This is a genomic window from Mycolicibacterium hippocampi (assembly GCF_010723735.1).
In the GTDB taxonomy this organism is placed as follows: Bacteria; Actinomycetota; Actinomycetes; order Mycobacteriales; family Mycobacteriaceae; genus Mycobacterium; species Mycobacterium hippocampi.
On sequence record NZ_BLLB01000002.1, the window covers coordinates 4,851,658 to 4,874,350 of the forward strand.

24 protein-coding genes, 1 tRNA gene and 1 pseudogene are annotated in these 22,693 nt (G+C 67.8%); 13 read left to right on the top strand and 13 right to left on the bottom strand.

Annotated elements, in window-relative coordinates:
* Position 1 precedes the first annotated feature (1 nt).
* The 3 genes from G6N53_RS24285 to G6N53_RS24295 form a co-directional block, all read right to left on the bottom strand.
* Positions 2-958: an LLM class F420-dependent oxidoreductase gene (locus tag G6N53_RS24285; protein WP_163893322.1), complete on the bottom strand. Its 957-nt coding sequence runs from the start codon at positions 956-958 to the stop codon at positions 2-4.
* On the bottom strand, positions 955-1,359 hold the full coding sequence (locus G6N53_RS24290; protein ID WP_163893324.1) for a cobalamin B12-binding domain-containing protein: 405 nt from the start codon (positions 1,357-1,359) through the stop codon (positions 955-957). Before G6N53_RS24290 ends, G6N53_RS24285 begins: the two co-directional genes overlap by 4 nt.
* 67 nt (positions 1,360-1,426) lie before the next feature.
* Positions 1,427-3,004, bottom strand: coding sequence for a methylmalonyl-CoA mutase family protein (locus G6N53_RS24295; protein ID WP_163893326.1), 1,578 nt, complete (start codon positions 3,002-3,004; stop codon positions 1,427-1,429).
* 183 nt (positions 3,005-3,187) lie between these two features.
* Here G6N53_RS24295 and G6N53_RS24300 point away from each other — a divergent pair, with 183 nt between their 5' ends.
* Genes G6N53_RS24300 through G6N53_RS24315 form a run of 4 tightly spaced genes read left to right on the top strand, consistent with a single transcriptional unit; the run spans position 3,188 to position 7,311 of the window.
* Positions 3,188-4,021 (top strand): SDR family oxidoreductase, encoded by an 834-nt coding sequence (locus G6N53_RS24300; protein ID WP_163893328.1) that lies wholly within the window; start codon positions 3,188-3,190, stop codon positions 4,019-4,021.
* The gene (locus tag G6N53_RS24305) at positions 4,018-5,541 is read left to right on the top strand and encodes a class I adenylate-forming enzyme family protein (protein ID WP_163893330.1); all 1,524 of its coding nucleotides are present in this window, start codon (positions 4,018-4,020) and stop codon (positions 5,539-5,541) included. Before G6N53_RS24300 ends, G6N53_RS24305 begins: the two co-directional genes overlap by 4 nt.
* Positions 5,538-5,840, top strand: coding sequence for a hypothetical protein (locus G6N53_RS24310; protein ID WP_163893332.1), 303 nt, complete (start codon positions 5,538-5,540; stop codon positions 5,838-5,840). Before G6N53_RS24305 ends, G6N53_RS24310 begins: the two co-directional genes overlap by 4 nt.
* Before the next feature lie 13 nt (positions 5,841-5,853).
* Positions 5,854-7,311 carry an adenylate/guanylate cyclase domain-containing protein gene (locus G6N53_RS24315; protein ID WP_163893335.1) on the top strand — a complete coding sequence of 486 codons (1,458 nt, stop codon included), beginning with the start codon at positions 5,854-5,856 and terminating at the stop codon, positions 7,309-7,311.
* Between the two features lie 8 nt (positions 7,312-7,319).
* Here G6N53_RS24315 and G6N53_RS24320 read toward each other — a convergent pair whose 3' ends face one another.
* From G6N53_RS24320 to G6N53_RS24340, 5 genes are read right to left on the bottom strand one after another with little or no spacing between them, the layout of a single operon-like run.
* Positions 7,320-7,733: a nuclear transport factor 2 family protein gene (locus tag G6N53_RS24320; RefSeq protein WP_163893337.1), complete on the bottom strand. Its 414-nt coding sequence runs from the start codon at positions 7,731-7,733 to the stop codon at positions 7,320-7,322.
* A gap of 4 nt (positions 7,734-7,737) precedes the next feature.
* Complete coding sequence (locus G6N53_RS24325) at positions 7,738-8,148, bottom strand: Zn-ribbon domain-containing OB-fold protein (RefSeq protein WP_163896329.1); 411 nt, start codon at positions 8,146-8,148, stop codon at positions 7,738-7,740.
* Between the two features lie 14 nt (positions 8,149-8,162).
* A complete protein-coding gene (locus tag G6N53_RS24330) occupies positions 8,163-9,371 on the bottom strand; it encodes a thiolase family protein (protein ID WP_163893339.1) in 1,209 nt (402 codons plus the stop codon).
* A gap of 28 nt (positions 9,372-9,399) precedes the next feature.
* Positions 9,400-11,649: an acyl-CoA dehydrogenase family protein gene (locus G6N53_RS24335; protein WP_163893340.1), complete on the bottom strand. Its 2,250-nt coding sequence runs from the start codon at positions 11,647-11,649 to the stop codon at positions 9,400-9,402.
* Complete coding sequence (locus tag G6N53_RS24340) at positions 11,646-12,662, bottom strand: NAD-dependent epimerase/dehydratase family protein (RefSeq protein ID WP_163893342.1); 1,017 nt, start codon at positions 12,660-12,662, stop codon at positions 11,646-11,648. Before G6N53_RS24340 ends, G6N53_RS24335 begins: the two co-directional genes overlap by 4 nt.
* A gap of 95 nt (positions 12,663-12,757) precedes the next feature.
* On the opposite strand from G6N53_RS24340, the gene G6N53_RS24345 reads away from it, so the two are divergent.
* The 3 genes from G6N53_RS24345 to G6N53_RS24355 are packed head-to-tail and all read left to right on the top strand — an operon-like array spanning position 12,758 to position 15,649.
* Positions 12,758-13,333: a TetR/AcrR family transcriptional regulator gene (locus G6N53_RS24345; protein ID WP_163893345.1), complete on the top strand. Its 576-nt coding sequence runs from the start codon at positions 12,758-12,760 to the stop codon at positions 13,331-13,333.
* A gap of 37 nt (positions 13,334-13,370) precedes the next feature.
* On the top strand, positions 13,371-13,817 hold the full coding sequence (locus tag G6N53_RS24350; RefSeq protein ID WP_163893347.1) for an SRPBCC family protein: 447 nt from the start codon (positions 13,371-13,373) through the stop codon (positions 13,815-13,817).
* On the top strand, positions 13,814-15,649 hold the full coding sequence (locus tag G6N53_RS24355) for a sulfatase-like hydrolase/transferase (RefSeq protein WP_163893349.1): 1,836 nt from the start codon (positions 13,814-13,816) through the stop codon (positions 15,647-15,649). The genes G6N53_RS24350 and G6N53_RS24355 overlap by 4 nt, the downstream gene beginning before the upstream one ends.
* Before the next feature lie 102 nt (positions 15,650-15,751).
* On the opposite strand, the gene G6N53_RS24360 is transcribed toward G6N53_RS24355, so the two are convergent.
* Complete coding sequence (locus G6N53_RS24360; RefSeq protein ID WP_163893350.1) at positions 15,752-17,014, bottom strand: amidohydrolase family protein; 1,263 nt, start codon at positions 17,012-17,014, stop codon at positions 15,752-15,754.
* A 25-nt stretch (positions 17,015-17,039) separates the two neighbouring features.
* Between G6N53_RS24360 and G6N53_RS24365 the strand changes: the two genes are divergently transcribed.
* The gene (locus tag G6N53_RS24365; RefSeq protein WP_163893353.1) at positions 17,040-17,936 is read left to right on the top strand and encodes an AraC family transcriptional regulator; all 897 of its coding nucleotides are present in this window, start codon (positions 17,040-17,042) and stop codon (positions 17,934-17,936) included.
* Here G6N53_RS24365 and G6N53_RS24370 read toward each other — a convergent pair.
* The gene (locus tag G6N53_RS24370) at positions 17,892-18,518 is read right to left on the bottom strand and encodes a TetR/AcrR family transcriptional regulator (protein ID WP_371870861.1); all 627 of its coding nucleotides are present in this window, start codon (positions 18,516-18,518) and stop codon (positions 17,892-17,894) included. The two genes, G6N53_RS24365 and G6N53_RS24370, sit on opposite strands and share 45 nt — an antisense overlap.
* A gap of 115 nt (positions 18,519-18,633) precedes the next feature.
* Here G6N53_RS24370 and G6N53_RS24375 point away from each other — a divergent pair, with 115 nt between their 5' ends.
* Together G6N53_RS24375 and G6N53_RS24380 are read left to right on the top strand one after the other, a co-directional pair.
* A complete protein-coding gene (locus tag G6N53_RS24375) occupies positions 18,634-18,906 on the top strand; it encodes a WhiB family transcriptional regulator (protein WP_163896333.1) in 273 nt (90 codons plus the stop codon).
* A 90-nt stretch (positions 18,907-18,996) separates the two neighbouring features.
* Positions 18,997-19,239, top strand: a complete 243-nt coding sequence (locus G6N53_RS24380; RefSeq protein ID WP_163893356.1) for a hypothetical protein — start codon at positions 18,997-18,999, stop codon at positions 19,237-19,239.
* A 37-nt stretch (positions 19,240-19,276) separates the two neighbouring features.
* Here G6N53_RS24380 and G6N53_RS24385 read toward each other — a convergent pair.
* Positions 19,277-19,361, bottom strand: a tRNA-Leu gene (locus G6N53_RS24385).
* A gap of 33 nt (positions 19,362-19,394) precedes the next feature.
* Here G6N53_RS24385 and G6N53_RS24390 point away from each other — a divergent pair.
* The 3 genes and pseudogenes from G6N53_RS24390 to G6N53_RS24400 all read left to right on the top strand — a co-directional run.
* Positions 19,395-19,766, top strand: a complete 372-nt coding sequence (locus tag G6N53_RS24390) for a hypothetical protein (RefSeq protein ID WP_163893358.1) — start codon at positions 19,395-19,397, stop codon at positions 19,764-19,766.
* Between the two features lie 19 nt (positions 19,767-19,785).
* A complete protein-coding gene (locus G6N53_RS24395; RefSeq protein WP_163893361.1) occupies positions 19,786-20,130 on the top strand; it encodes a DUF3817 domain-containing protein in 345 nt (114 codons plus the stop codon).
* 37 nt (positions 20,131-20,167) lie between these two features.
* A pseudogene (locus G6N53_RS24400) lies at positions 20,168-21,256 on the top strand (acyltransferase family protein); the annotation flags it as partial.
* A gap of 26 nt (positions 21,257-21,282) precedes the next feature.
* On the opposite strand, the gene rdgB reads toward G6N53_RS24400, so the two are convergent.
* Together rdgB and rph are read right to left on the bottom strand one after the other, a co-directional pair.
* Positions 21,283-21,900: an RdgB/HAM1 family non-canonical purine NTP pyrophosphatase gene (gene rdgB, locus G6N53_RS24405; RefSeq protein ID WP_163893364.1), complete on the bottom strand. Its 618-nt coding sequence runs from the start codon at positions 21,898-21,900 to the stop codon at positions 21,283-21,285.
* Positions 21,901-21,905: 5 nt separating this feature from the next.
* Positions 21,906-22,688 carry a ribonuclease PH gene (rph, locus tag G6N53_RS24410; protein ID WP_163893367.1) on the bottom strand — a complete coding sequence of 261 codons (783 nt, stop codon included), beginning with the start codon at positions 22,686-22,688 and terminating at the stop codon, positions 21,906-21,908.
* Between the last annotated feature and the right edge of the window lie 5 nt (positions 22,689-22,693).

The window sequence follows — 22,693 nt, forward strand, 5'->3', positions numbered from 1 at the left end:
GTCACCGCACGGCTTTGGCGAGCTCGGCGATCACCTCTCGGGTGCGGTACTTCGACGCGACCAGCTCGTCCCTGGTGTCCCCGATCGGCAGCAGCCGCACCGAAAGATCGGTGACACCCGCGTCGGCGAACATCTGGAATCGACGCAGGATCTGCTCAGCATCGCCCGCCGCACACAGGTCTCCGACGTTGCGTGCGTCGCCGCGGTCCAGCAGCTTCTGGTAATTGGGCGACGTCTCCGCCTCGGCCAGGATCCGGTTGGCGCGCTCCTTGGCCGTGTCGATCTCCGAGTTGGCGCACAGGCACACCGGGATCCCGGCGACGATGCGCGGCGCGGGGCGGCCCGCTTCGGCGGCCGCCTTGTTGATCTTCGGCGCGATGTGGTCGCCGATCGCCTTCTCGTCTGCCATCCACAGAACCGTACCGTCGGCCTGCTCACCGGCGATCTGCAGCATCACCGGACCGAGCGCCGCGACCAGCACCGGCATCGGTGTCTGGGCAGCCAGGACGGTCGGGTTGTGCACCGTGAAGGAGTTGTTCTCGACATCGACCGGGCCGGGCCCGGCGATTGCCGTGTTGAGCACCTCGAGGTAGTCACGGGTGTAGGAGGCCGGCTTGTCGTAGGGCAGGCCGAGCATGTCCCTGACGATCCAGTGGTGTGACGGTCCTACCCCCAGCGCCAGCCGCCCGGCCGACATGGCGTGCACCGAAAGCGCCTGCCGCGCAAGGGCGATCGGATGCTGGGCCTGTAGCGGAACCACCGCAGTTCCCAGCTCGATGCGGGTCGTGTGCGCCGACATCAGCGCGACCATCGTCATGCAGTCGAAGTCGTCGGGAACCTGCGGCATCCAGGCGGTGTCCAACCCTGCCGATTCGGCCCACTCTACGTCGGCCACCAACTTGTTGACCTTGCGCGTCATGTCGCCGCGCTCCGCCCCGATCATCACGCCCAGTTTCATGCTTGATCGCCTGCCTTCTCGGTCAGCTCCCGTACGTCGTGCACCAGGGTCTCCAGCGAGGTGCCCGTCGGGAACACCGCCGCCGCACCGGCGTCCAGCAGCTTCTGCACGTCGCTACCCGGGATGGTGCCACCGACGACAACCGCGATGTCACCGGCATCCGCCGCGCGCAACGCGTCGACGGTGCGGGTGGTGAGCGCGACGTGCGCGCCGGACAGGATCGAGAGTCCCACCAGTGCAACGTCTTCCTGCAGTGCGATGGAGACGATGTCTTCGATGCGCTGACGGATCCCGGTGTAGATGACCTCGAAACCGGCGTCCCGCAGGGTGCGCGCGACGATCTTGGCACCGCGGTCGTGCCCGTCCAGGCCGGGTTTGGCGACCAGCACGCGGGTCGCCATCAGCACTGCCCTCGCATCTTCATCGATGGCTCTTCGCGCAAGCGCTCATCGCGGCGCAAAGCGCTCATCAGAAAACCACCGGCTGCTGGAATTCGCCCCACACTGCCTTCAGCGTCGACACCATCTCGCCCACCGTGCAATACGCTCCTGCGCAGTCGATCAGCTTGTGCATCAGGTTGTCGTCTCCCTCGGCTGCTCGAGCCAGCGCGGCAAGAGCTTCTTTCACGGCGATGTCATCGCGTTCGGCCTTGACCTTGGCCAGTCGCGCGAGCTGCTTGTCCCGGCCTTCGGCATCGAGCTCGTAGGTGGCCAGGTCGGGAGCAGGTTCGTCGACGACGAACTTGTTCACCCCGACGACGGGCCGCACACCCGACTCCACCTCCTGGTGGATCTTGTACGCCTCGTCGGCGATCAGGCCCTGCAGGTAGCCGTCCTCGATGCACCGCACCATGCCCCCGTGCTGTTCGAGGTCGTGCATGATCTCGATGATCTTGGCCTCCGTGGCGTCGGTGAGTGCCTCGACGAAGTACGAACCTCCCAACGGGTCGGCCACCTTCGTCACGCCGGTCTCATAGGCGAGAATCTGCTGCGTGCGCAGAGCCAACGTGGCCGACTCCTCACTGGGCAGCGCGAACGGCTCGTCCCAGGCCGCGGTGAACATCGACTGCACGCCACCGAGCACCGCCGCCATCGCCTCATATGCGACGCGCACCAGGTTGTTCTGTGCCTGCGGCGCGTACAGCGACGCGCCGCCGGCCACACAACCGAAGCGGAACATCGAAGCCTTGTCCGTCGTCGCGCCGTAACGCTCCCGCACGATCGTCGCCCAGCGCCGCCGCCCCGCACGGTACTTGGCGATCTCCTCGAAGAAATCGCCATGGGTGTAGAAGAAGAACGAGATCTGCGGTGCGAACTTGTCGATGGTCATCCGGCCGCGCTCGACCACGGTGTCGCAGTAGGTCACCCCGTCGGCCAGCGTGAAGGCCATCTCCTGGACCGCGTTGGCGCCGGCATCGCGGAAATGCGCACCGGCCACCGAGATCGCGTTGAATCTCGGCACCTCCGCGGCGCAGAACTCGATGGTGTCGGCGATCAGCCGCAACGACGGCTCCGGTGGCCAGATCCAGGTGCCGCGCGACGCGTACTCCTTGAGGATGTCGTTCTGGATGGTGCCGGTGAGCTTTTCCCGCGGCACACCGGCCTTCTCGGCCGCGGCCACATAGAGGGCCAGCAGGATCGCCGCGGTGCCGTTGATCGTGAAGCTGGTGCTGATCTTGTCGAGGGGGATGCTGTCGAACAGCAACTCGGCATCGGCGAGCGTGTCGACCGCCACCCCGACCCTGCCGACCTCCTCACCGAACTCAGGGTCGTCCGAGTCGTAGCCGCACTGGGTGGGCAGGTCCAGCGCGACCGACAGCCCGGTGCCGCCCTGGGCCAGCAGATAGCGGTAGCGGCGGTTGGACTCCTCGGCCGTGCCGAAACCCGAGTACTGCCGGAACGTCCACGTCTTGCCGCGGTAGCCGGACGCGAAGTTGCCACGGGTGAACGGGTAGCTGCCCGGCGGGGGCTGGTCGCCGGCCCGGTCGGCCGGTCCGTACACGGGTTCCAGCGGGAGCCCGGAAGGTGTCTGTACTGGCTCGCTCATCAGACGATAACGTACTTCCAAAAAAGGAGAATGCCAATACCGCCTCGCGGAAAGATGCACTCGGGAGCGGGTGCCGGGTCCGCAGTTCAGCGATCGAAACCCCGATACACAGCGATTATGCGATTCCCCTAAAATGAGAACCACACTATCCTGGTGTGCAGGGTCCGCCAGCCGAGGAGGCTTATGTCCAGCGAGTCATCATTCACCGACCGCACCCTGGTGGTCTCCGGTGGCAGCCGCGGGATCGGACTGGCCATCGCGCTCGGCGCCGCCAGGCTGGGCGCGAACGTGGTGCTGTTGGCCAAGACCGCCGAGCCGCACCCGAAACTGCCCGGCACCGTGCACACCGCGGTTGCCGAGGTGGAGGCCGCCGGCGGCAAGGGGCTGGCGGTGGTCGGCGACGTTCGCAACGAAGAGGACGTGCAGCGCGCCGTCGACGCGGCAGTGCAACGTTTCGGCGGGGTCGACGTCGTCGTGAACAATGCCAGCGCCATCGCGACCGACCGCACCGAGGATCTGTCGGCCAAGAAGTTCGACTTGATGATGGACATCAACGTCCGCGGCACGTTTCTTCTGACCAAGGCGGCGTTGCCGCATCTGCGCAAATCCACGCACCCGCACGTGCTGACGATCTCGCCGCCGCTGAACATGAACCCGTACTGGCTCGGGGCACACCCGTCGTACACGCTGTCGAAGTACGGGATGACCCTGCTGAGCCTGGGGTGGGCCACCGAGTACGCCGACGCGGGAATCGGATTCAGCTGCCTGTGGCCGCAGACCTACATCGCGACCTCGGCCGTGACCAACCTCGCCGAGGGCGACGCGCTGGTGGCGGCCTCCCGCCACCCCGACATCATGGCGGACTCAGCGGTGGCAATCCTGTCCGAACCGCCCTCCGAGGTCAACGGGCAGTGTTTCGTCGACGCCGACGTCCTCACCGCGGCCGGCGTCACCGACCTGTCGCGCTACGGCGGCGGCGACAACCCGATGTGGGATATCTTCCTGGACAAGTCATGAGTATCTCGTTGCTGTTGGAAATGGCGTCCTCGGCCGACCCGGACCGGACGGCGGTGGTCTCCGACGACGTCCGCCTTTCCACCGGCGAACTGAGCGCACTGGCCGACGGCGGCGCGGGCGTCTTCGCGGCCTCGGGCGCGCAGCACGTCGCCTACGTCGGCACCGGCGGGGCCATGCTGCCCCTGCTGCTGTTCGCCGCGGCGCGCGCCGCGGTGCCGTTCACGCCGCTGAACTACCGGTTGTCGGCCGACGGCCTTCGGGCGCTGCTCGACCGTCTTCCGGACCCACTCGTGGTGGTCGACGACGAGTACCGCGACGCCGTGGGTGCCGGCTACCGCACGGTGGGCTCGGACGAACTGCTCGACTCCGCCCGCGGCGCCGAGCCCGCAGCCGAGTTCGCCGACCCGGACGCGGTGGCCGTGGTGCTGTTCACCTCGGGCACAACCTCCAAGCCCAAAGCCGTCGAGCTCACCCACAACAACCTGACCAGCTACGTGACCGGAACTGTCGAGTTCGCTTCGGCCGATCCCGGTGACGCCGCCCTGATCTGCGTGCCGCCCTACCACATCGCCGGTGTCGGCGCGGCCCTGTCCAACCTGTACGCGGGGCGGAAAATGGTGTACCTCAGGCACTTCGACGCCGCCGAGTGGGTACGCCTGGTGGGCACCGAGAACGTCACCTCGGCGACGGTGGTGCCGACCATGCTCGACCGTATCGTCACCGTCCTCGATGCAGACAAGGTGACGCTGCCTTCGCTGCGCACCCTCGCCTACGGCGGCTCCAAAGTGGCCCTGCCGCTGGTCCGCAAGGCGCTGTCGTTGCTCCCGCAGGTCGGGTTCGTCAACGCCTACGGCCTCACCGAGACGAGTTCGACGATCGCCGTGCTGACCCCGGATGACCACCGCGCGGCGCTGGCCGCGGCCGACGGACCGGCCGCCCGGCGGCTCGGCTCGGTGGGCCAGCCGGTGCCGGGCATCGAAGTCGAGATCCGGGCGGAGGACGGCACAATCCTCGGCGCGGGCCAGACGGGTGAGCTGTTCGTCCGCGGCGAACAGGTGTCCGGCAAGTACACCGACATCGGCTCGGTGCTCGACGAGCACGGCTGGTTCCCGACCAAGGACGTCGCCTATCTCGACGACGAGGGCTACCTGTTCATCGGTGGCCGCTCCGACGACACCATCATCCGAGGGGGCGAGAACATCGCGCCCGCCGAGATCGAGGACGTGCTGGTCGAGCACCCGCAGGTGCGCGACTGCGCAGTGGTCGGCGTCGAGGATCCCGAGTGGGGGCAGATCATCGTCGCGGTCGTGGTGCCCAGGTCCGGCGCCGACCCCGACCCCGAGGACCTGCGATCGCACGTCCGCTCGCAGCTTCGCGGATCGCGCACGCCCGACCGGGTGGTCTTCCGGGACGAACTGCCCACGAACGCGACCGGCAAGGTGCTGCGCCGCGAACTCGTCAGTGAACTCAGCGAACTCAGCGCCCGATCCCCCACTGCGTCAACCAAGGAGCCCGCATGATCAAGAACGGCACCCGCCTGCAGAGCCAGGTCTGCGACACCCAGGTCATCGTGGTGCGTAGCGCCGACAGCCTCGACGACCTCCGGGCGGGCGGGGCGCCGATGGTGCCGATCGGTGAGCAGGCCGACGGCAGCCTGGCGCTCGACGATGCGCTGGCCGACGGGAACCTGATGGGCAAGCGCTACGTCGACGACAGCGGCGCCGAGGTTCTCGTCACGAAGGCCGGCAAGGGCACGCTCAGCATCGGCTCGACCCCGCTTGCTCTCAAGGAAGCCAAGCCGCTGCCCGCCAGCGACTGATACCTTCGGCCGTGTGAGGCCACGCCGCCTGCTGACCCGCTACGCAGCTGGTCTCACGTGGGCCTATGTGCTGACGGTCGCCGAAGTGGTGACGATCGTCGCGTCGCTGGTGGGGCGCAGCGTCGTCACCCCGGGCAACGTCATCGCCTTCGCCGTGGTCAGCGTCATCGGCACCGCCACCGTCGCCGTCGGCGCGGTCCTGATCGTCACCCCCACCCTGCGGTGGCTCGGCACCGGTCTGAGTCCGACCGATGCGCAACTGCGCTCGGCGACCAAGATGATGCGCCGGCAGTCCGCGATCACGCTGGCGCCGTGGGGCCTGGCCGCCGCTGTCCTGGTACCGCTCAACATCGACGCGGGGCCGACCGGGCTCATCGTTCTCGCCTCGGCCATCCTGTTCGGCGCCATCGCCACGGTGTGCACCGGATTCCTGTTCACGATCCGCACGCTGCGCCCGCTGCTGGCCGCCGTACCCGCTCACCTCACCCGGCCTGCCGCACCGGGCGTGCGCGCCCGACTGCTTCTGATGTGGACCGTGTGCACGGCACTGCCCGGGTTGGCCATCGCCATTCTGCTGATCATGCGGTCCAACGGCTGGTTGCTCGACGCCTCCGCCCCGATCGAACTCGCTCTCACCGTGTTGGCACTGGTCGCCGTGGTGCTGGGACTACGCGCGATGATCCTGGTGTCGATGTCGATCTCCGACCCGGTCAGCCAAGTGGTCGACGCGATGGCCGACGTCGAGAAGGGACACATCGACCGCACCATCGACGTCTACGAGTGGTCCGAGATCGGGCGGTTGCAGAGCGGGTTCAACCGCATGGTGGCGGGCCTGCGGGAGCGCGACCGGCTGCGGGACCTGTTCGGTCGCCATGTCGGCGAAGAAGTCGCCCGCCGCGCCGTCGAGCAGAACGCCTCGCCGGCAGGGGACGAACGTGAGGTGGCGGTGCTGTTCATCGACCTGGCCGACTCCACGCAGCTGGCGATCGTCCATGAACCCCATGAGGTGGCACGAATACTCAACGAGTTCTTCCAGATCGTGGTCGCCGCCGTCGACGAGCGGCACGGTTTGATCAACAAGTTCCAGGGTGATGCGGTGTTGGCGGTGTTCGGCGCGCCACTGAGCATCGCCGATCCCGTCGCCGCGGCGCTGTCCACCGCGCGAGCGCTGGCGACCGAACTGCGCAGGCTTCCCGTCGACTTCGGTATCGGGGTGTCGGCGGGGCCGGTGTTCGCGGGCAACATCGGTGCCGAGAACCGTTACGAATACACGGTGATCGGGGACCCGGTCAACGAGGCGGCACGACTGGCCGACTGCGCCAAGGAGTTCGATGGCAGGGCGCTGTGCTCGGGCGCGGCCTTCGCGCAGGCCGGCACCGACGAACGGGACCGCTGGGCTCCCCGCGGCAGCACCAGGCTGCGAGGCAGACCCGCGCCCACCGACATCTACGTGCCGTCGACGCGCAACTGAAGCAGCCGTCAGGGCGCGGCCACCGTGCGCACCAGCACCGTGGTGAACCGCCGCCGGGCAAGACGCCACCCGGATGCGGTGCGCACGAACTCGTCATCGTAATAGCCGACTGCGTTCACACCGGAGCTGTTGTCCTGCGCCATGATCAACGCATCGACGTAGGCACGGGCGGTTGCCGAGTCGCCCTCCACGGTGACCACCTGGTTGGTGATCCGGTGCATCGTGTGCCCCGCCATCTCGTGTGCCGCCACCATGAACTCGGTGACGGCGTCGACGCCGCTCCAGCTGCCGATGTCACCGTAGTCGAGTTCGCAGTCCTCGGTGAACACCGTGCGGAACAGCGGCCAGTCACGTCGGTCGATGCCGGTCGCATAACGGATCTGCGCGGAGCTGATTTCCTGGATGTCGGCGTGGTTGCTCATTTGATCAGCTCGGCGCGGGTTCGTATCGGAGCATGGTCACGTCGTGTTCGGGATAGTCGCAGAACACCGGTCGGACCCGCATGCCGACCGAGATGTCCTCGGGGTCCACGTTGACCAGTTCGGTCGAGAATCGCGGGCCCTCGTCCCACTCGACGATCGCCAGCAGCTGCGGCACCGCGTCGGCGAAGTGCGGGCCGACGGGACGGCGGGCCACGGTGAAGGCGTACACCGTGCCCATGCCGGAGATCTCGCGCCACTCCAGGTCGTCGGCGAGGGTTCTCGGCGCACGCACCCGCGGGTAGAAGACATAGGACTGCGACGACGGTGAGTACTGGATGAGCACCCGGTGTTCGGCCAGCGCATCCCAGAACGGGGCGCTGGTAGGGGTTTTGACAGGCATCGGTCGCTGGAACATCGCGCTGCTCACCGTCAGTCCCCTTCCAGTACGAGCGTGGTCTGTTCGGACAGGATGCCACCGTTTCCGGAGACGAAGGCCCGGTGGCAGTCGGCCACCTGGGCGGCGCCGGCACGGCCCATGATCTGACGAGTGGCATCACAGACGTGGTGCATGCCCCCGGCGTTGCCCGCCTGACCGAAACCGAGTTGGCCGCCCGCGGTGTTGAGGGGGAAGTCGCCTCGGAAGGTCAGGTCGTGCTGGGAGACGAACTCCATCCCCTTGCCCTTCTCGCAGAAGCCGGCATCCTCGAGGCTCAGCAGGACCGTGATCGTGTAGCAGTCGTAGATCGAGACCATGTCCATCTGTTGGCGGGTCAACCCAGACATGTCGAACGCGGTATCGGCGGCCCGGATGATGGGCGTCTGCAACAGATCCTCGGCGTAGGTCGGCGTCTTGTACGGCACCTGCTCGCCGAACCCCTTGATCCACACCGGACGGTTCGTCGACCGGGCCGCGGCGTCGGCACTGGCGACCACCACAGCGGCGCCCCCGACGCACGGCATCACGATCTCGAGCATGTGCAGCGGATCGGCGATGACCGGGCTTGCCAGCACATCGTCGACCGTCAGCGGCGTGTCTCTCCAGATCGCGCCCTCGGTGTGGTTGGCGTTGAAGCGCTGGTCCGCGACGATCTTGGCCATCGCACGCTCGTCGTAGCCGTAGACCGAGGCATACCGCTGGGCGACCTGACCGTACGGACCGTTCTGACCGAGGTTGCCGTACGGAATCTCGAATTCTGCCTGCGGAGAGCCGAACTGGTTGCTCGACGCGCCGAAGAACACCGCGTCCACCAGCGGTTTGGGCTTCTTCTCCGAGGTCGGGGTGATGTAGCGCGCGGGTATCGCGCACAGCACCACGTCGCAGATTCCCAACTCGACCGCGGCGGCCGCGCGCCACACCATGCCCACCGCGCTGGCTCCCCCGAGATCGACGAGCTCGGCGAAATTCGCCCGGACGCCGAGGTATTCCGTGACTGTCGACGGCACGAAGATCTCCGACTCACTCAGGTGTGAGGTGACGATGCCGTCCACCGACTCGCCGGCAAGTCCGGCGTCGGCCAGCGCGGCGGCACCCAACTCGGCCCACTGCTCCAGCATGAAAGGGGCCGGCGTGGCCTTGTTCAACCGTTCGGGAGGCAGCTCCACGTAGCCGACGATCGCGGCATCTCCGCGCAACCCCATGTGCACTCACTTCCGTTGAAGCCCCGCGTCACTTGCGGGGCAGTCCGAGGATCATCTGAGCGATGATGTTGAGCTGGATTTCCTTGGTCCCCCCGCCGATCAGCTCGGCCGGCAGGTGGAAATACGGTTCGACCACCGACAGTCCCCCGGGGCCAGCGTCCTCGGTCAGCGCTGCCGGGGCGGTGAGTTCGAGGGTGGCCTTGAAGGTGCGGCGCAGCATCACGTTCATCGCGACCTTCGCGATACTCGACGCCGGCCCCGCCGCCTGCCCGTCGAGCAGCCGGATGACCTCGCGCAGGGCCAGTACCTTGATCGCGTTGGCGTAGGCATCGGCATCACCGAGTGCGGACAGCACCCGGTCGTGGTCCGGCCCGGCGTCGTCGGCCAGGCGCCTCAGGATGCTGGCGCGGTCGAAGTTGACGTAGCCGCTGATCGCCACCCGCTCCTGCGCCATCGTCGCGATCGCCTGGTTCCACCCGTCGGTCGGTCCACCCAGCAGCATCTCGTCGGGCACGAAGACGTCGGTCAGGAACACCTCGTTGAAGTGTGACTGACCGGTTGCCTGCCGGATGGGTTGCAGCTCGATGCCTTCGGATCGCATGTCCACGATGAAGTAGCCCAGACCGCGGTGCTTCGCCACATCGGGGTCGGTGCGCGCCAGCAGGGCCCCGAAATCCGCGGTGTGGGCAGATGAGGTCCAGATCTTGTGGCCGTTGACCAACCAGCCGCCGTCGACCTTGGTGGCCCTGGTCGTCAGCGAGGCGAGGTCCGAACCGGCACCCGGCTCGCTGAACAACTGGCACCAACCCAGCTCGCCACGCTGCGTGGCCGGGATGAACCTGTTCTGGAGGTCCTCGGAAGCCGAGCTGATCAGCGTGGGCAGGATCCATTCGGCGATGCCGAGAGACGGTCTGACGAGATCGGGACGCTTGGCGAACTCCTCATCGACGATCAGCAGCTGCAGTTGGGTGGCGTTGACGCCCCACGGCCGCGGCCAGTGCGGGGCGATCAGCCCTGACTCCGCGATCAGTGTGCGTTGTGGCCCGGTGGCGAGGTTCTCGTAGTCTCCCTGCCGACCCGGCCGGTCGTTTCGAAGCTTCTGCGCCTCGTCGAGCACCGCGGCGACCTGTTGACGGAACCCGTCGTCGACGTCGCCCAGTTTGACTGCGACATCCCGTGTTTCGGTGCGGGACAGGCCACCCAGTGCGTGGGCGTAGCGACCGGCGGGGCCGATCGACGCCGCCAGACCGGTGGCCTTGCGCCAGTACAGATGTAGGTCGTGTTCCCAGGTGTAGCCGATCGCACCGAACATGGTCAGCGTGTCGAGAACGAGATCCGGCGCCGGAGCCACCGCCATGAGCGCCGCTCCCGCCGCCGCGATCCGTTGCTGCGCAAGACATTCGCCGCCCTCGGCGCCCTCGCTTGTCGACCTGACGGCGTCCCACGCCGCTGCGGTTGCCAGTTCGCTGTTGACCAGCAGCATCGCGGCCTGGTGCTGGAGCGCCTGGAACGCACCGATCGGTTTCCCGAACTGTTCGCGGGTACGCAGGTGAGCGGTGACCGCGTCGACGCACCAACGGATGGTTCCGGATGCGGCGGCGGCGGTCAGCGCCACGGTCAGGCAGCGGGCCTCCTCGTCGATGATCCCGGTGAGCGCCGAATCCGTTGTGCACGAATATCCGTCGAGCCGCACTGTCCCGACATCCATCGTCTTGTCGGTGCCGTTGAGCACATCGATGCCGACACCGGGCGCGGACGGGTCGAGCGCGAACCAGAGCGTGCCGTCGTCGCACTGGGCACCCACGACGATCACCTGCGCCGAGCACAGCCCCGGGGTCGCCGCCGACGCACCGCTCACCGTCCAGCCGTCGTGGCTCGATACCGCTCGAAGCCCCCGGCCATCCGGTAGGACGACCGCTGCCGAGGCGCCCTGAGCCAGTCGGACCAGCAGCGCCTGCGCATCCGGTGTCCGGTCGGCCGACAGCACGATCGCGCCGGCGGTCACCGTGGGCACCACCGGCCCGGGCAGCATCGCGGTGGCCGCCGCCTCCACCACGCACGCCGTGTCCATCAACGTGCCGCCCTGTCCACCGACCTGCTCGGGCAGGTGCACCGCGTGGAAACCGTTGACGACGAAGTCGTCCCACCACTGCGGCAAATCGCCGGCGGCGAGCGAGTCGAACGTGCCCCGTGTCTTCTCGATGGGTGCGTGGCGTGCGGCGAACTGGGTGACCGCCTCGGCCAGCTGCTGCTGCTCGGGGGTGAGTCCGATCGTCATCGTGATTCCTCTGCGGCCGCGGGCCGGCGGTGTGCTTCGCGGAAGAACTGCGCTGCCGCGACGATCGCCTCGGGTGTGGGCCGCGGTTGCCAGCCCAGTTCCCGGACGGCCTTGGTGTGATCCAACGGGGTCATGATGTGCATCAGGCGGATGTTGAGCGGCGTCAACTTGGTGTCGGCGCCCCGCAGACCGGCGATAGCACTGCTGACGTAGCCGGCTGCCGACATCAGGCGGATCGGCACCCCCCACCGCGGCGGTGCGACACCCACTGCATCGCAGGCGGTCTCGTGGATCTCCCGAGTGCTCATGAATCGTTCGGAGACGATGTAGCGTTCACCGATGCGCCCGTGCTCGCCGGCGAGGAGCAAGGCCTTCGCCGCATCCTCGACACCGACGACTTCGGCCTCGTAGCCGTCGATGTAGAACGGCAGCTTCCCGCGGACCGCGGCGGCCAGCAGGCCGCCGTGAGGGGTCGGCAACCAGTCGCCCGGTCCGTAGGTGTTCGCCACGCACATCGCCACGCCGGGCAGGCCCCTGTCACGACAGGCCTGCAGCAGCAGCTTCTCGGCGGCCACCCTGGAGCCGATGTAGTCGCCGCCCACGTCGAGCCAGTTGTGGACGGTGTTCTCGTCGGCGAGCCCGTGTTCGGATCTGCCGATGGTGCCGATCGAGCTGGTGAAGACGAACCGCGTCAGGTCGGCCTGCACAGCCACGTCCAACACCGTGCGCAGACCGTCGACATTGGTCCGCCACAACGGTGCGGGGTCACGCAGCCACGGTCGCGCGTCGACCACGCAGTAGTAGACGACATCACAGCCGTCCATGGCGGTGCGCAACGACGCGGTGTCGAAGACGTCGCCGTGGCGGACGTCGATGGGCAGCCCGTCGATGGCCCGCGTCGAGCTGGTGGCGCGGATCAGCACGCGCACGTCGTCACCACGCGCGACCAGCTGCTTGGTGACGTGCGACCCGAGGAAGCCGCTGGCCCCGATCACCAGCTTCGTTCCCACCATCGCCCCGTTCGTCCACACGATTTCACGAGACGCAACGTCTCGTCTTGTGGCAGACTACGGGCGATGTCTCAGGGTGTAAAGCGCAGGGTCGGTTGATGACCACCCAGGCCACTGCGCCGCGGCGGCGCAGCGAGAAGTCGCGCATGGCGATCGTCGGCGCCACCCGGGAACTGCTGCTCGAACGGGGCTTCGACAAGCTCAGCATCGAGGCGGTGGCCGCGCGCGCCGGTGTCGGGAAGCAGACGATCTACCGCTGGTGGCCCAGCAGGCACGCCCTCGTGGCCGATGTCATCCTGGAGGACGCCGACAAGATCCTGCGGCCGGTCACCAGGACCGACGACGTCACCACCGACCTCTGCACGTGGGCGGTCGGCCTCGCCACAACCCTGACGACGGCCCGCGGCAACGCCATGTTGCGCATCCTCACCACCGCCGGGATGGAGCATCCCGACACCGCAGCCCGACTACGCGCGGGGTTCAGCACCCCGCTGCACGAGACGGTGCACCAACGACTGCTGACCGACGGCTTCGACCACCGCACCGCCCAGGACGCCGCCGACGCCATCGTCGGCGGCGTCGTCTACGCCATCCTGACCGAGGGGCGGTCGTTCGCCCACCACCGGGCCGAGTCGATCACCCGTACCGTTCTCGGCGGCACGCGCACCAGCTGATCTGGCGCGACGACGCGCCGCGGGGTTGGATGAGGTGATGTCCGAGGTGAGCCGTACCCGCACGATCGCTGCCGACACGGAAAAGATCTGGGCGGTGCTGGCGGATTTCGGCTCGCTCAGCACGTGGGCCGACGGTGTGGACCATTCCTGTCTGCTCGGCAACGCCGCCGACGGTGACCCGCTCGGCATGACCCGCCGGGTGCAGGTCGGATCCGACACACTCGTCGAGACGATCGTGGCCTTTGCCCCGCCGCACCTCATCGCCTATGAGATATCAGGCGTGCCGCGTCCGATGTCGGCGTCGAATCGGTGGGATCTGCGGCCCGACGGCCCTGGGCGCACTACCGTGACGCTCACCAGCACCGTCCGGATGAAACCAAGTCCGCTGCGCCCGGTCGCCGAGAGGATCGGCGCCCGGCTGGTGGCGAAGCGCTCCGCGGCGCTACTGGACTCGTTGGCCGAGCACTGTGAGGAGACCCGATGACTGCCAGAACCAGCGGTGATCGACCCGACATCGTCATCGTGATGACCGACGAGGAACGCGCGGCCCCGCCGTACGAAACCGCGTCGATCACCACGTGGCGTGACCAGACGCTCACCGGGCGAAAATGGTTCGACGACAACGGCGTCAGCTTCATCCGGCACTACACCGGCTCACTGGCCTGTGTGCCCAGCCGCCCGACGATGTTCACCGGGCACTACCCCGACCTGCACGGCGTCACCCAGACCGACGGCCTGGGCAAGGCCGCCGACGACTCACGGTTGCGCTGGCTGCGCCGCGGCGAGGTCCCCACACTCGGCAACTGGTTCCGCGCCGCGGGCTATGACACCCACTACGACGGCAAATGGCACATCTCGCACGCCGACCTGATCGATCCGGCCACCGGGAGACCCCTGGCCACCAACGACGACGACGGGGTCATCGACGCCGAGGCGGTACGTCGCTATCTGGAAGCAGATCCCCTTGCCGCATATGGCTTCTCGGGATGGGTGGGCCCGGAGCCACACGGGGCGGCCCTGGCGAATGCCGGCATCCGTCGCGATCCGCTGATCGCCGACAGGGTGGTCGCCTGGCTCGAGGACCGCTACGCGCGACGTCGCGCAGGCGACGCCGCCGCACTCCGACCGTTCCTGTTGGTGGCCAGCTTCGTCAACCCGCACGACATCGTGTTGTTCCCGGGCTGGGTGCGGCGCAATCCGGTCGAGCCCTCCCCACTGGACCCGCCGCACGTCCCGCCCGCGCCGACAGCGGATGAGGACCTGGCCACCAAACCGGCCGCACAGATCGCCTTCCGCGAGTCGTACTACTCCGGCTACGGTCCGGCGCGGGTCATCGAGCGGACCTATCGGCGAAACGCGCAGCAGTACCGGGATCTCTACTACCGACTGCACGCCGAGGTCGACACCCCGATCGACCGGGTGCGCCGCGCGGTCACCGAGGGTGGCTCCGCCGACGGGCCCGACGACACGGTCATGGTCCGCACCGCCGACCACGGCGACCTGCTCGGCGCCCACGGCGGCCTGCACCAGAAGTGGTTCAACCTGTACGACGAGGCGACCCGGGTGCCGTTCGTGATCGCCAGGGTCGGGTCCCACCCGACGCCTGCGCGCTCGGTGTCGGCGCCGACCTCGCACGTCGATCTGGTCCCGACGTTGCTGTCAGCGGCCGGTGTGGACGTCGACGCCGTCGCCGCCACGCTGGCCGAGACCTTCTCGGAGGTGCACCCACTGCCGGGTCGTGATCTCATGCCGGTCGTCGAGGGCGCACCCGCCGACGACACCCGGACGGTGTACCTGATGACCCGCGACAACGTCCTCGAAGGCGACACCGGCGCCTCAGGCGCGGCACGCGCGCTGAAGTTGACCGCGAATCCGCCTGCGCCATTGCGTATCCGGATTCCGGCACACACCGCCGCCAACTTCGAGGGCCTTGTCGGGCGCGTGGACGACGACGCCGCGCCCGGAGGCGCCGGACATCTGTGGAAGCTGGTGCGGACGTTCGACGACCCGGGCACCTGGACCGAACCCGGTGTCCGCCATCTCGCCGCCGACGGGATGGGTGGTCCGATGTTCCGCAGCGACCCCCTCGACGATCAGTGGGAGCTCTACGATCTGACCGCCGATCCGGTGGAGGCACACAACCGCTGGACCGATCCCGACCTGCACGAGCTACGCGCACATCTGCGCGCTCAGCTGAAATACGTCCGCACGGAAGCGGTTCCCGAGCGCAACCAGCCCTGGCCGTACGCGGTGCGGCGTTCCGCGACCCCGGCGCGGCGGTCGCCGCTGCGCGCCCTGCGGGCCCGCTTCAGCTGACTCACTCGCACCGGGGAACTGCACACGAGATCCGACTTTTGTAACCAACTTTCGAGAAGAAGTCTGCAAAAGTCGGTTCTCGGCGTGCTTGGTGGCGCTGACTCACGCCTGCGCGAACTGCTTCTCGTCGTAGAGGCGGGCCCACTCGGCGCGGGGCCGGATCGACACGTCGACGTCGGCGCCCTTGGCCCGCAGCGCCCCAACGGTCGCCTGGTCGCGGGCAGTGCGCTCGAACGGATCCCAGCCGAAGAACCGGCAGGAGTTCTGCCAGGTGATCTTGTTGATGTCCGAGTCGTCGGCGCCTGCGGCGTTCAACTCCGCCAGCACCTGCTCGGGCGCGTCGGGCCAGAAGCAGTCCGAGTGCGGGTAGTCGCACTCCCACGCGATGATGTCGATGCCGATCTCGTGGCGCAGCTTCAGCGAGGTCTTGTCGGTGACGTAGCAGGCCAGCGAGTGTTCCCGGAAGACGTCGCTGGGCAACTTGTCGCCGAAGTCGCGACGCAGCCATTTCTGGTTCGTGTAATGCCGGTCGCTGCGGTCGAGATAGAACGGGATCCACCCGATGCCGCCCTCGGAGAACGCGAACTTCAGGTCGGGGTAGTTGCGCATGGCCGGGCCCCACAACAGATCCTGCGCACACATCGCCGACACCTGGGTGGCCAGGATGATCAGGTTGTCGATCGGCGCGTTGGGCGCCATGCTGATCGCGCCGAAACCGGTCCCGATGTGCAGGCACATCACCACCTGCTCTTCGGACAGGGTGCGGAACACCGGACCCCAGTACTCGTCGTCGTGGTAGCTCGGAAGTCCTTCCAGGTGCGGCAGTTCCGGCATCGTCACCGCGCGGCAGCCCTTGGCGGCCACCCTGCGGATCTCGGTGCACATGGCTTCCGGATTCCAGGTGGGGAGCACGGCGATCGGGATGAAACGGTCCGGGTACGAACCGGCCCACTCGTCGATGTGCCAGTCGTTGTAGGCCGACACCATCACCAGCGTCACGTCCTCGCGGTGCATGTTGAGGTGCCGGGCGGAGAAGCCGGTGAAGGTCGGGAAACACATCGACGCCAGGATCCCGTTGCGGTTCATGTCCCGGACGCGCTCGTGCACGTCGTAGACACCCGGTCGCATCTCGGCGAATCCGGCGGGGTCGCGTCCCCATTCTTCGGGCGGCCACGACACCACGGCGTTGAGGCCGCTGACGCCCTGCGGCCTGCCCTGGTACATCCATTGGTCGACGCCCTTGTCGTCGGTCACCACGATCGGCGCTTCCGCCTTGTACTTGGCCGGGACGTGGTTGAGGAACATGTCCGGCGGTTCCACCACGTGGTCGTCGATGCTCACCAGGATCAGGTCTTCGGTCTTCATATCTCCACTAGTACCGTGGTTGGACATGACCGTCTCTGCGTCTTCGGACAGAGTCTTGTCCGACGCGGCCAACATGCCCCGCCGCGTCATCGAGCTTCGGCGCGGCGGTTCCGCGCGGGGCGGGAGTTACCTCTACCAAGGCGACGCGCTGATCACCGGATGGCACTCCCACGAGGTGCACCAGATCGAGTACGCGCTGCACGGGGTGGTCGAAGTCGAAACCGACTCCGCGCACTACCTACTGCCACCGCAGCAGGCGGCCTGGATTCCGGCGGGCCTGGATCACCAGGCGGTGATGAACCCCGACGTCAAGACCGTGGCGGTGATGTTCGACCGGACGATGATCGCCGACGGCGGTGACCGTGCCCGCATCCTGGCCGTCTCCCCGCTGATCCGGGAGATGATGATCTACGCGCTGCGCTGGCCGATCGACCGCAGCCGCGGCGCGGCCCGCGACGAGGAGATGTCCGACGGGTTCTTCCGCACCCTGGCCGCACTCGTCGGCGAGGCACTCGAACACGAAGCACCACTGAGCCTTCCGACATCGGAGCACCCGATGGTCGCCGCCGCGATGGACTTCACCAAAAGCCACCTCGACGCGGTGACCTGTGCACAGGTCAGCCGGGCGGTCTCGGTCTCGGAGCGAACACTTCGCCGGTTGTTCTCCGACACCCTCGGCATGTCATGGCGCACGTACCTGCTGCATGCCCGGATGCTGCGGGCGATGGCCCTTCTCGCGGCCCCGATGCAGTCAGTGCAGGAAACCGCCACAGCCGTCGGTTTCGACAGCGTCAGCTCGTTCACCCGTGCGTTCGCCCAGTTCTGCGGGGAAACACCGTCCGCCTACCACAAACGGGTCACCGGGACCCAAGCAGACTCAGTCGGCACCGGGTCGGCGGAACAGACCTTCGCGGAGCAGTGAATCCACGGACGCCTGCCATCGCTGGAGTTGCGAAGGAGAGGTGAACGGCTCGGGAAGCTGCCGGTCGATGTGCGCGCTCAGACTGGCAGCACCGAGCGCGAGCACGATGCCGTTGAGGGCGGCCCACGTCAGATCGATGTCCGGCCGGGTTTCCCCGCGTTCCGCGCGCTGCTCCCAGCGAGCCTTACCCAACGCGAACAACGCGTCGAAGATCGTCGCCCCCAACGGACTGCCGTCGACGAGCGCCCGGCTGACATAGGCCGCGACATCGGGGTGCTCGACGAAGATCCGGTTCACCCGCTTGCCGATCTCGGCGATCGAGTCCACCGCGCCCTCGGGGATCGGCTGGGCCATCGGCGTGATCACCAGATCCAGGACACCCTCGTCGACCGCTTGGATCAGACCGGCCTTGGTGGCGAAGTGATGTTGCACCAGCCCCAGGGACACTCCCGCCGCCGCCGCCACCCCCCGCAGCGTCGTCCGCGACGTGCCCTGGGCCGCGAAGCACCGCAGGGCCGCAACACGAATCCGTTCGATGTTGCGCGGTTCTTCCGGCCCGGTCCGGTCCGGTTTCGAACTCACACTGGCCACCGTAGTCCTGGCCACCGTAGTCAACGTCACCCCAAGCAATTCGACAGTACAGCTGTACCGTTAGTACAATACAAGCGTATTGTCCACGACGGGAGGGAGGGTGTCCGTGCATCCGGTGTCGATCACAGAGGAAGCGTGGACCGCGCCGTGCACACGCGACCCCGACCGGTGGATGACCGCCCCCGACGACGGCGCCAAAGCCCTCTGCCGGGCCTGTCCCCGGCGCTGGCAGTGCGCCAAAGAGGCATGCGTCACGCCCGGAGCGGAGGGCTTGTGGGCCGGGATAGTGCTGCCCGAGAGCGGCCGCAACCGTCAGTTCGCCCTCCGGCAGCTGCGCTCCCTGGCCGAGCGCAACGGTCTCCCGGTGCGCAAAAGGTGAGCTGAGACTCCATCGCCCCGGCTGATGGTTTCGTCGCCGTACGCGTGGGTAACAACGATGCATCACCCGGTACGCGCACTAGGAGAACCCATGGCCGAGATGGCCGAAAGCCGCTACGACCCCGACGACCCGTTCACCGAGACCCTCGCTACAACCGGCCTGTTTCTCCTGGTCACCGCCATCATCGCGGTTGCGTTCGGCCTGGCGAGCTGGGGGATGTCCGAGACTCTGATGGCGGTCCTCGCCGGAGTCGCCGCGGTACTGAGCTTCACCGCGAGCATCTTGTGCTTCAAGGCCCAGGCCACCGAACTCCCTGCCGACGCGCCCGCCTGATCGGCGCGGCGTAAGCCGCAGACATCCGATGATCGAGTGCGGGCGGTGGGACTCGAACCCACACGTTCTTTCGAACACGGGCACCTAAAGCCCGCGCGTATCGCCAATTTCGCCACGCCCGCAGCGCTTCGATGGTAGCGCGGTACCGTTTAGACGTGTCCACTACACGGCGTAGCAGGCCTGCGCTCGTCCTGCTGGTGATCGCCGCCGCCGGCGGTTGCCTCGCCTTGGCGTGGTGGCAGTGGACCCGCTTCGAATCGACCTCCGGCAACTTCCAGAACCTCGGGTACGCACTGCAGTGGCCGCTGTTCGCCGGCTTCTGTGTGTATGCCTACTTCAAGTTCGTCCGCTACGAGCAGGCGCCTCCGGAACCACCCTCGCAGCAGACCGAGATCCCCGCCGGATTGCTGCCCGAACGGCCGGCGCCGGCGAGCCACATCGACGGCGACCCCACCCTGAGTGAGTACAACGCTTACCTGGCCGACCTGGCGAAGGCCGACAGTGACGATCGAAAGAAGACGACATGAGACTGACAGGAACTGGTACGTGACAGCACCCGACTCCCCCTCGCCCATCACCTCCGTGGAGAGCATTCGCAAGGCGTTACTCGGCTACCGAGTGCTGGCCTGGGCGACAGGCATCTGGCTGATCGCGCTGTGCTACGAGATGGTGATGAAGTACGCCTTCAACGACGATTCGCTGGGCTGGATCGCGGTCGTGCACGGGTGGGTCTACTTCATCTACCTGTTGTTCACCGCCAACCTCGCGGTGAAGGTCCGCTGGCCGATCGCCAAGACCGTCGGAGTGCTGCTCGCCGGCACGATTCCGTTGGTCGGCATCATCGTCGAGCACTTCCAGACCCAGAACATCAAGGCTCAGTTCGGCATCTGAGCTCGCTAGACTCGATGCGGTGACAGCCGGCACCGCGATGCGCCGCAGCGCTGCCCCGGCGGGTAGCAGCAACTCACACTCGTCTCGAATTCCCGCCCTGACCGGTATGCGTGCCGTCGCCGCGCTCCTCGTCGTCGGCACCCACGCGGCATTCGCGACCGGCTACCTCACCCACGGCTATCTCGGCGGGATCTACGCACGTCTGGAGATCGGTGTCGCGATCTTCTTCGTGCTCTCCGGATACCTGTTGTTCCGCCCCTGGGTGCGCGCGGCTGCGCACGGCGGCCCGGCTCCGTCCGTGACGCGCTACGGTCGGCACCGGGTGCGCCGCGTGGTCCCGGCCTACGTGCTCACGGTGGTCGCGACCTTCGAGATCTACATCGTTTTCGCCCCCGGCCCGAACCCCGGTCAGACCTGGCACGGGTTGCTGCGCCACCTGACGTTCACCCAGATCTACACCGACGACTACCTGACGACGATGCTGCATCCAGGGCTGTCACAGATGTGGAGCATGGCGGTCGAAGTCGCCTTCTACGCCGCCCTTCCCGCGCTGGCATATCTGCTGCTGCGGGTGCTGTGCCGCGGGCAGTGGCGACCGGCACTCCTGCTGACCGGGCTCGCCGCGCTCGCCGCCATCACGCCGGCATGGCTGGTCCTCGTCGTCAGCACCGAGATGCTGCCGAACTCCGCGGGCATGTGGCTTCCCGCGCACCTCGCCTGGTTCGTCGGTGGCATGGCCCTGGCGGTGCTGCAGGCGATGGGCGCCCACTGCCGGGCAGCGGTGGCGGTCACTGTCGCGGTCGCCCTGTATCTGGTGGTGTCGACACCGATCGGCGGTGCCCCGCCCGGGCCGGAACCGACATGGGCACCGGTCACGAAGTCGCTGCTGTATGCGGTGATCGCGACGTTGGCGGTGGCACCGCTGGCGCTGGGCTCCCCCGGCTGGTACTCGCGCCTGCTGGCGAGCAGGCCGATGGTCTGGCTCGGTGAGATCTCCTACGAGATCTTCCTGGTGCACGTCGTTGCCATGGCGCTGGTGATGCACCTGGTGCTGGGCTGGCCGCTGTTCACCGGCTCGATGCCCGGGCTGATCGCCGCGACCCTGGCCCTGACGATCCCCGCGGCGTGGCTCCTGCACCGGGTGACCAGACCTCAACTCTCCGCGACGAGGGCTCGCAGCGCCGGCACCAACGCCGCCAGCGCACGGCCGCGGTGTGAGACCGAGTCCTTGTCCTCTGGGCTGAGCTCGGCTGCCGTCCTCGTCGACCCGTCGGGGACGAAGACCGGGTCATAGCCGAACCCCCCGTCGCCGCGGGGCTCCCGCGCGATGCTGCCCACCCACTCGCCGCGGACCACCGAGTTGTCGGCGTCCCCGGGCCCGAACACCAGCGCGCACGCCGACACGAAGGCCGCCCCGCGCCGCTCGTCGGGGACATCACCCAGCTGTCCCAGCAGCAGAGCCGTGTTCGCGGCATCGTCGCCGTGCCGTCCCGACCAGCGCGCGCTGAGCACCCCCGGCATCCCGTTGAGCGCATCAACCGCCAGCCCGGAATCGTCCGCCACCGTGGGCAACCCCGTGGCCGCAAAACCGTCGCGCGCCTTGGCCACCGCGTTCTCCTCGAAGGTGGCCCCCGTCTCGGGCGCCTCGTCGAACGCCGGCACGTCGTCGAGCGACAGCAGCGTCAGCCCAGACAGTTCCGCCCTGTCGAGCACCCGGCGCAGTTCGGCCAACTTCTTCGGGTTGCGACTGGCCACCAGCAGCCGGGTCACCCGCGTCAGCTTCCGAACCCCTTCTTCGTGGGCTCTGCCGACTCGGGCAGGACACCGGGATACGGCAGCTCCAACGCCTGCCGCTGAACGTCGAACAGCTGATCGCAGGCGACCATCGCGACGTCGAGCATCTTGTCCAGCGTCGACCTCGGGAACGTCGCGCCTTCACCGGTGCCCTGGATCTCGACCAGCGTGCCGGTGTCGGTGGCCACGACGTTCATGTCCACCTCGGCGCGGGAGTCCTCGGTATAGGGAAGATCGACACGGATGCGGCCATCGACGACGCCCACACTGACCGCGGCGATCGCGCACGACAGCGGCCGCGGGTCCGAAAGCCGGCCCGCCGCGGACAGGTAGGTCACGGCGTCGGCCAGCGCCACGTATGCGCCGGTGATCGCCGCGGTGCGGGTTCCGCCGTCCGCCTGCAGCACGTCGCAGTCGATCGCGATGGTGTTCTCGCCCAACGCGGCCAGATCGATACAGGCGCGCAGCGACCGGCCGACCAGCCTGCTGATCTCCTGGGTCCGTCCACCCACGCGGCCCTTGACCGATTCGCGGTCCGAGCGGTCGTGCGTGGCGGCGGGCAACATCGCGTATTCCGCGGTCAGCCAGCCCTGGCCGGAGCCCTTCCGCCAGCGGGGCACGCCCTCGGTGACGCTGGCGGTGCACATCACCCGGGTCTGACCGAACTCCACCAGCACCGATCCCGCGGGGTGAGAGGTGAAGCCGCGGGTGATGGTGACCGGGCGCAGTTCGTCGTCGAGTCGGCCGTCTTCTCGTCTGGACACGGGGC